Raw genomic sequence first — 8,124 nt, 5'->3', positions numbered from 1 at the left:
GTCCCCGTCGACACGACGCCCACGGACCCGGGCGGCAGCACCGACCCCGGCCCGATCACCCCCGTCCCCACCGACACGACGCCGACCGACCCGGGCGGCACCACCGACCCGACACCCACCGACACGACGGACCCGGGTGGCACGCCCGACCCCGACCCGGGCCCCACGGACTCGGGCTCCACGGAGCCCGGCGACTCCGGCAGCACCAGCGGGTCCGGCAGCGGCGACGCCTCGGACGGCAGCTCCGACGGCAGCTCGGGCGGCAGCTCGACCACCGAGCCGTCGAGCGGCGGCTCCGAGACCGGCAGCGGCTCCGACAACACCAGCGGCAGCGGCTCCGACAACACCGGCTCGGACAACAGCAGCGACTCCTCCGGGTCGGACGACAGCGGATCGGAATCCGGGTCGAGCTCCGAGGCGCAGCCCGACACGGTGAGCACGGGCAGCGGTTCGTCGTGAGCATCCGCTTCCCGCGTCGTCCGACGAGGCGGGGAGAGAGGCGGGGGGATCGGCGGCGCCCCCACCTGCCGCTCCCCCGTCTCGGCCTCTTCCTGGCGGTTCCGGCCCTGATCACGTTCGTCTGCCTGCTGATGGTCAACGGCATGGTGAACGGGCAGATCGAGAACGACGCCCTCCCGCACGCGCACGAGGGCTCGGACACGTCGACGCACGTCCCGGCGACGGTCTCCGAGGGCGGGCCCGTCATGGACGCGTCCTCGCCCACCCCGCACAGCGTCCACATCCCGGCGAACACCATCGTGCTGACGTTCGACGACGGCCCCGATCCCCGATGGACACCGGCGGTTCTCGAGGTCCTGCGGCGACACCACGTGCCGGGGACGTTCTTCGTGGTCGGCTCGGAGGCGGCGCGCTACCCGTGGCTGCTGCAGGACATCCGGGCTGCCGGGTCGGAGGTCGGCCTGCACACGTTCACCCATCCCGACCTGTCCACCTCGTCGCGGATGCGGGTCGACCGTGAGCTCACCGAGACGCAGCTCGTCGTCAACGGGGCGACCGGCGAGTCGAGCTACCTGATCCGGCCGCCGTTCTCCTCGACGGCGGGCGCGGTCGACGACCTCGACCTCGCCTCGTTCCAGCTCACCGAGTCGATGGGCTACATGACGGTGCTGTCCGACGTGGACAGCCGGGACTGGCAACGGCCGGGGGTCGATGCCATCGTCCGGAACAGCACACCGCCTCCGGGCGTCGGCGGCGTGGTGCTCATGCACGACGCCGGCGGGGACCGCAGCCAGACGGTGGCCGCTCTGGACCGGCTCATCCCCACGCTGCAGCAGCAGGGATTCCGGTTCACGACGCCGACGGCCGCGCTCGGACTCCCACCCAACAACCGGCCCGCCCCCGTCGCGGACCGGGTGCTGGGACGGACGGTCCTCGCGGCGGTGGGCGCCGCCGGTGCCGTCGTCCAGGTGCTCACGTGGGCACTGCTGGTCGTCGGAGTGCTGATCCTCCTCCGGCTCGCCCTGATGCTCGTCATCGCCGTCCGGCACAAGCGCCTGCGGCATCGGCGCGGCTTCTCGTGGGGCCCGCCCGTCGCCGAGCCGGCGTCGGTGATCGTGCCCGCGTACAACGAGAGCGCGAACATCGCGTCGACGGTGCGATCGCTCGTGGCCTCGACGCACCCGGTCGAGGTGATCGTGGTCGACGACGGTTCGACGGACGGGACCGCGGACATCGTCGAGGCGCTCGGGCTCCCCGGGGTCCGCGTGCTGCGTCAGGTCAACGGCGGCAAGGCCTCCGCGCTCAACCACGGGATCGCCCACGCCCGCCACGAGCTCGTGGTGATGATCGACGGGGACACGATCTTCGCCCCGGACACGATCGCCCGCCTCGTCGAACCGTTCGCGGACCCGACGGTCGGCGCGGTGGCCGGCAACGCGAAGGTCGCGAACCGGCGGGGGCTCATCGGCCGCTGGCAGCACATCGAGTACGTCATGGGGTTCAACGTCGACCGCCGCGTCTTCGACCTCGGGCACTGCATGCCGACGATCCCCGGCGCGGTCGGGGCGTTCCGGCGCGAGATCCTGGTCGCTGTCGGCGGGGTCAGCGAGGACACGCTGGCCGAGGACACCGACGTGACCATGGCGATCTGCCGTCGCGGGTGGTGGGTCGTCTACCAGGAGCACGCCCGAGCCTGGACCGAGGCGCCGGCGAGCCTGGGCCAGCTGTGGCGCCAGCGCTACCGCTGGAGCTACGGGACGATGCAGTCGATGTGGAAGCACCGCCACGCGGTGGTCGAGCGGGGCGCCGCCGGCCGGTTCGGGCGGCGGGGGCTCGCCCACCTCGCGATCTTCCAGGTGCTGCTCCCGCTGCTCTCGCCCCTGATCGACGTCTTCCTGATCTACGGACTGGTCTTCCTCGACCCCTGGACCACGCTCGCGCTCTGGGGCGCGGTGCTCGCCGTGCAGTTCGTCGCGGCGGTCATCGCCTTCCGGCTCGAGCGAGAGCCGATGGGTGTGCTGTGGGCGCTTCCGTTGCAGCAGATCGTGTACCGGCAGGTCATGTACGCCGTCCTCATCCGGTCGACGATCAGTGCGCTGGCGGGCATCCGGCTGGGCTGGCAGAAGCTGCGCAGGCTCGGCGGGCTCGACACCCTCCTGGCGCGCAACGCCGCGGGGACCGAGCCGGCGGAGCAGGCGCCACCCGCGCCCGGGTCGGTCGTCGAGGACCCGGAACCGTTGACCGAAGGGGCGGTCCTGCAGCGACGATGAACCGATGAACCGGCGCAGCTTCCTGGTCCTCGGCGGGCTGGTCGGCGGCGGGCTGGTCGGCGGCGCGGTCCTCGCGGGGTGTCAGCAGCCCGGGTCGGCGGGAGGTGCCCGGACGGGGGGCGCCCAGGCGGACATCGCCGGCGTCACCGATCTCGCCGACCCGGCCCGCCTCCGCACCGCGGAGGCCGTCATCAGCTCCTTCGAGAACTCCTCCACGGAGCTGCCCTACGCGTCGGCCCAGGACATCGGCGACGGACGGGGCATCACGGCGGGGCGGGCGGGCTTCACCAGCGGCACGCACGACCTGCTGGCGGTCGTGCGGCGGTACGAGGAGTCGGCCGGCGGGGACCGGACCCCGTTGACCGGGTACCTGCCGGCCCTGACCGCCATCGACGCCGCCGTGACCGCCGGCGGCGACGGGGGCGACACGACGGGTCTCGAGGGGTTCCCGGCGGCGTGGCGAGAGGCGTCGCAGACCGACCCCCGGCTCAATCGGGCCCAGGACGACGTGTACCGGCGGCTGTACTTCGAACCGGCCATGGCGCAGGCGCGCAGGATCGGCATGACCTCCGCCCTGGGGCAGCTGGTCCTCCTGGACTCGGCGGTCCAGCACGGCACCGGGACCGACCCGGACGGCCTGGCCACGATGATCGACGAGACCACCGAGGAACACGGCGGCGCGGAGCAGCCGGACCGGTCCGGGTGGCTGGAGGAGTTCCTGGAGGTGCGCCGCGCCCACCTGCTCGACCCGGCCGACGCGGAGACCGCCGAGGTCTGGCGGAGGTCGGTCCCGCGGGTGGACACCCTCGAGACGCTGCTCGCCGAGGAGCGGTTCGACCTGGCGACACCCCTCGACTGGACGTTCGCCGGCCAGCCGTTCCACTTCGCCGGATAGTTGTTGGAACGAACGGCACTGATGGATGGTCCGTCCTCGCGGGAGGATGACCCCGCGACGTGGGGGAGGGTGCGCGTGACCGACCGACCGCCGCCCGAGGTCGTCGGTCGTGCGCGCGAGCGGGCACTGCTCGCCGCCGCGGCCGATCCGCGGCGCACCGGCGGTACGGTCACCGTCCTCGCCGGCGAACCGGGCAGCGGGAAGTCCACGCTGCTCGACGAGGTGGTCGCGGCGTCGTCGCGCCGATGCCTGCGCACGGCGGGGGTCGAGAGCGAGGCGGTCCTCCCGTTCGTCGCGGTCGCCGACCTGCTGATGCCGCTCCTCGAGCACGTCGAGGGGCTCCCGGACGTCCAGCGGGAGGCGCTCGAGATCGCCCTCGCGCTGCGCGCCGGCACCGTCGGCAGCCCGCTCGCCGTGTGCGCGGCCGCCCTGGGCACCTTCGCCTCGGCCGCTGACACCGACCCGCTGCTGGTCGTCGTCGACGACTTCCCGTGGATCGACGCACCGTCCCAGCAGGTTCTGATGTTCGTCGCCCGGCGTCTCGAGCCGGAGCGGATCGCGCTGCTCCTCTCGGTGCGGTCCGAGGTGCCCGTCGACCCCGGGGTCTGGCGGCTGCCGACGATCGAGCTCGGCCCCCTCTCCGCCGACGAGAGCCGCGCGCTGGTGGCGGCGCTGCCCGTGCGGGCCTCGCCCCGCGTGGTGGAGACGATCGTGGAGCGGTGCGCCGGCAACCCGCTCGCCGTGGTCGAGATCGCCCGCGCCGCCGGCCCCGACCTCCTCGTGCCCGACGACGCGGCGGCGCCCGCCCTGCCCCCCGGCTCGGCGCTCGAGCGCACGTGGTCGGCGGCGATCGACGCCCTGCCGGAGTCGAGCCGGACCGCGCTCGCGGTGCTCGCGCACAGCCGGACCGCGTGCCGGGTGCAGCTCGAGCCGGTGTTCCGCGACCTGGGCCTCGGGGTCGAGGACCTGGCGCCCGCCGAGCGCCGCCGGCTCGTCCAGCGCGACGGCGAGGAGGTGTGCCTGCGCCACGGCCTGCTCCGGCCCCTGATCGCCGCGCGGACGTCCCACGCCCTGCGCCGCCGGGTGCTGGACGGGCTCGCCCGGCACGCCCCGCCGGACCTCGCCGTCTGGTATCTCGCCGAGGCGGGCGAGCCGCCCGACGACGAGCTCGCCGGGCGTCTCGTGGATGCCGCGCACACGGCCCGGCAGCGCGCCGGGCTGCTCGCCGCCGCCCGGACCTGGGCGCGCGCGGCGGACTTCACCGCCGACCCGGGGTTGCGCGCGGAGCGCCTGCTCGCCGCCGCCACCGACGCGTCGATGTCGGGGGGCGGAGCAGAGGCGGTCCGCTGGTGCGAGCGGGCGCTGGCCGAGCGGGACGACGTGCTCTTCGCCGCCGACGTCGAGGTCGTCCGCACCCGGACGTTGAGCTGGCTGGACCCGGCGCGCGCGGTGGACCACGCCCTCCGGACGGCGGACGCGGTCCTGCCCCACGACCCGCGGCGCGCCGCCCGCCTCTACGGCGAGACGGTGATGCCCCTGACGATGATGGCGCGCCTGCGCGAGACCGAGACCGTGGCCGATCAGGCGCGGGCCCTCGACGTCGGCGACATCGTGATCCTCGCCGACCTGTGCCACACCTACGTCCTGGTCGGGCGGCGGGACGAGGCGCATCCCCTGCTCGACGACCTGCTCCTGCGCGCCGACGGGGCCGACCTCCTGTGGGACGCCCCGGCCCTCGCCACCGGCGCGCAGGCCGCCGTGTACCTCGAACGGTTCGACGACGGCCGACGTCTCGTCGAGCCCGTGGCGACGACGGCCCGGCAGGCCGGGGCGCCGTTGGTCCTTGCGTTCTCCCTCGCGGTGCGGTCCGAGGTCGACTGGTGGGCGGGTCGGTGGCCGAGTGCCTACGCGGACGTCACGGAGTGCGTCGCGTGGGCCGACGAGCTGGGTCAGGCGAGCAGCAAGGCCTTCGGCCTGTCCCTCCAGGCGCGGATCGAGGCCGTCCGCGGCGACGCCGAGTCCTGCCGGGCGCACGCCGACGAGGCGATGCGGCTCGCGGCGCCGCTGGGTGTCGAGAGCCTCCTCAGTTACGCGACGGGGGCCCTCGGCGCCGGTGCCCTCGCCGCGGGCGACGTCGCCGCCGCGACGGCGCACCTCGAGCGTGCGCGTCGCCAGTTCGACGAGCACGGCGCACGGTGTCTGCCCGCGGTCCCCTTCGCCGGCGACCTCGTCGACGCGACGGCACGCGCCGGTGACCGGACGGCCGCCGAGGCCGCGGTGGCGTGGGTGGCCGCGAACGCGGAGCGCACCGGGTCGGCCTACGCGGAGGCGATCGCGGCGCGCGGCCGCGGGCTGCTCGCCGACGACCTCGACGCCGCCGAGGGCTGGTTCGCCGCGGCCCACCGGGCGCACGAGCGGTTCGCGGCCCCGTACGAGAAGGCCCGGACGACCCTCGCGCACGCGGAGGTGCGCCGCCGGTGGCGACGTCCGGGCGCCGCGCGCCCGCTGCTGCTCGGGGCCGAGGCGGCGTTCGCCGGGTTGGGCGCGCACCCGTGGACCGAGCGGACCCGCAACGAGCTCGCGGCCACGGGGCACCGGGCGTCCGTCGAGGCCGCCGACGACACGGTCTCCCTCGAGGTCCTGACCCCGCAGGAGTTCCAGATCGCCCGCGGCGTCGCCGAGGGCCTCAGCAACGTCGAGGTGTCCGCCGCCCTGTTCGTCTCCCGGAAGACGGTCGAGGCGCACCTGACCAAGGTCTATCGCAAGCTCGGCGTCCGCTCGCGCACCGAACTGGCGGCGGAGTTCACCCGTCGTCGCGACACCGAGGGACCTCCCTAGTACCGCGCTCAACCATCACTCGACAGGATCACCATCGAACACGGGGAGTACACGACGGAGGGGGGGTGGCGATGAGCGCGTCGACGAGCGAACGTCCGGCGTTCACGGGCTTCCACCACTACGCCCCCATCGTCCGCGACCTCGACGTCAGCGCGGCGTGGTACGAGCGCGTGCTCGGACTGACCCACGCCGGGACGCGGTGCCCGGAGGACGAGGAGATCGACGGCGTGCTGCTGTCCGATCCCGACTCCGGGGTCGCGGTCCGGCTGCAGCGCGCCGGCCAGGGCCGGCCGCCGTCGCACACCGCCTTCTCGGTGGCGTCGCGGTCGCAGCTCGACACCTGGGCGGGCTGGCTCGACGGGCTCGGGGTGACCCACGGCGGCGTCGTCGACGTCGACACCCCGGCGCCCTACGCCTACCTCGTGTTCCACGATCCGGACGACGTCCCGCTGGTGCTGGTGCACGTGGCGGGGTGACGTCCAGCAGGGCCGCGGAGCGCGGTGCACACGGCGGGGGGCGTGTGTCGGGGGACGACGCGGGGGGCGTCGTGCACCGGGCTCCGTGTTCCCGGCCCCGGCGGCGAGGGGGGCGCCGCCGGAGCCGGGTGCAGGACGGGTACCCGGGCGCATGACCGACTCGCTCGCCCGGGACCTCGGCCCGGCGCTGCACCGCGTCGCACGCGACGGCGTGGCCCACGAGCCCGGCGTGATCCCCGAGGCACTGCGCCGGGACGTCCTCGCCGAGCTCGACGCCGAGCGGTACGTCGCCCTGCCCGCGGTGGAAGGACCCCATCGCGTGCGCCAGGAGGGGGAGCACCTCGTCCTGGTCGGCGACGAGATCACCTCCCGTCCCGCCGTGCACGCCCTGCACCGGGCCGTGGTCGCGGCGATCGCTCCGCAAGTACCCGAGTGGCAGCCCGACGAGGTGACCGTCCAGCGCTACGCGCCCGGGAGCTCGGGCATCTCGACGCACCTCGACGGGCGACGTCACCGCTACCTCGTCGCGATCCTCACGCTCGAGGGGGCGGCGACGCTGCGGCACTGCACCGACCGCGAGGGCACCACCGCACAGGCGTGGGACGCCGATGCCGGCAGCCTCGTCCTGCTGCGCGGCCCCGGGCTGGACGGGATCTCCGACGGGCGGCCGCTGCACGCCGTCGACGGCCCCCGCGAGCGGCGCCGGACGTCGCTGACGCTGCGCGCGACTCCGCCACGAGACGTCACATCCCGAGGCTGAGGTGCAGGTCGATGCCCAGCAGCACCAGCGGCCACAGGAACAGCGCGAGGAGGAAGGACAGCAGCGACGACAGGTCGGTGATCCCGTAGCCGTTCGACAGCGCGACCACCAGACCGATGATCAGATAGACGACGGTGCCCAACGAGACGCTTCGGTTCCGGCGCATCGCTCTCTCCTGTCCTCGGTGTGGGGCACAGCCAACACCGGTGGCGCTCCGTGTCGACGCAGGGGCGGGCTCTCGGGTCCGGTCCGGGAGCCGGCCGTCGCCGACACGGCGCCCGAGCAGGGGATCGTTATCTTTCCGTGATGCTCCCTCGGGCTCGGGAGAGGCTTCGGTGGGCCGTCGTTGTCGGGGGTCGGGGCTAGCGTTCGGTTCATGAGCATCGACCCCGGTGTGCGGGTCGGCCTGGGGGCCGGGCTGGATGC

Annotated in this window: 7 protein-coding genes; 5 read left to right on the top strand and 2 right to left on the bottom strand. The window is 74.5% G+C overall.

Annotated elements, in window-relative coordinates:
* Positions 1–440: hypothetical protein (locus PH189_RS30090; RefSeq protein ID WP_274192549.1), on the bottom strand; the 440-nt coding region annotated here is incomplete at its 3' end.
* Positions 441–602: 162 nt separating this feature from the next.
* On the opposite strand from PH189_RS30090, the gene PH189_RS30085 reads away from it, so the two are divergent.
* The 5 genes from PH189_RS30085 (at position 603) to PH189_RS30065 (ending at position 7,698) form a co-directional block, all read left to right on the top strand.
* Positions 603–2,729: a bifunctional polysaccharide deacetylase/glycosyltransferase family 2 protein gene (locus tag PH189_RS30085; protein ID WP_274192548.1), complete on the top strand. Its 2,127-nt coding sequence runs from the start codon at positions 603–605 to the stop codon at positions 2,727–2,729.
* A gap of 4 nt (positions 2,730–2,733) precedes the next feature.
* Complete coding sequence (locus PH189_RS30080; RefSeq protein ID WP_274192547.1) at positions 2,734–3,624, top strand: chitosanase; 891 nt, start codon at positions 2,734–2,736, stop codon at positions 3,622–3,624.
* Between the two features lie 75 nt (positions 3,625–3,699).
* Positions 3,700–6,462: a helix-turn-helix transcriptional regulator gene (locus PH189_RS30075; protein WP_274192546.1), complete on the top strand. Its 2,763-nt coding sequence runs from the start codon at positions 3,700–3,702 to the stop codon at positions 6,460–6,462.
* Between the two features lie 71 nt (positions 6,463–6,533).
* The gene (locus tag PH189_RS30070) at positions 6,534–6,938 is read left to right on the top strand and encodes a VOC family protein (RefSeq protein WP_274192545.1); all 405 of its coding nucleotides are present in this window, start codon (positions 6,534–6,536) and stop codon (positions 6,936–6,938) included.
* A 151-nt stretch (positions 6,939–7,089) separates the two neighbouring features.
* Positions 7,090–7,698, top strand: coding sequence for a hypothetical protein (locus PH189_RS30065; protein WP_274192544.1), 609 nt, complete (start codon positions 7,090–7,092; stop codon positions 7,696–7,698).
* Here PH189_RS30065 and PH189_RS30060 read toward each other — a convergent pair.
* The gene (locus PH189_RS30060) at positions 7,682–7,864 is read right to left on the bottom strand and encodes a hypothetical protein (protein ID WP_274192543.1); all 183 of its coding nucleotides are present in this window, start codon (positions 7,862–7,864) and stop codon (positions 7,682–7,684) included. The genes PH189_RS30065 and PH189_RS30060 overlap by 17 nt on opposite strands.
* Positions 7,865–8,124 lie beyond the last annotated feature (260 nt).

Source organism: Actinomycetospora chibensis (assembly GCF_028737215.1).
Lineage (GTDB): Bacteria > Actinomycetota > Actinomycetes > Mycobacteriales > Pseudonocardiaceae > Actinomycetospora > Actinomycetospora chibensis.
Note: the sequence above shows the minus strand (reverse complement) of the source record. Positions and strands in the feature narration are given on the sequence as shown.

Excerpts from the sequence above, each read along its gene's own strand:
- PH189_RS30085 (WP_274192548.1), top strand. The coding sequence starts at position 603 with ATGGTGAACGGGCAGATCGAGAACGACGCCCTCCCGCACGCGCACGAG.
- PH189_RS30080 (WP_274192547.1), top strand. The coding sequence starts at position 2,734 with ATGAACCGGCGCAGCTTCCTGGTCCTCGGCGGGCTGGTCGGCGGCGGG.
- PH189_RS30070 (WP_274192545.1), top strand. The coding sequence starts at position 6,534 with ATGAGCGCGTCGACGAGCGAACGTCCGGCGTTCACGGGCTTCCACCAC.
- PH189_RS30065 (WP_274192544.1), top strand. The coding sequence starts at position 7,090 with ATGACCGACTCGCTCGCCCGGGACCTCGGCCCGGCGCTGCACCGCGTC.
- PH189_RS30060 (WP_274192543.1), bottom strand. The coding sequence starts at position 7,864 with ATGCGCCGGAACCGAAGCGTCTCGTTGGGCACCGTCGTCTATCTGATC.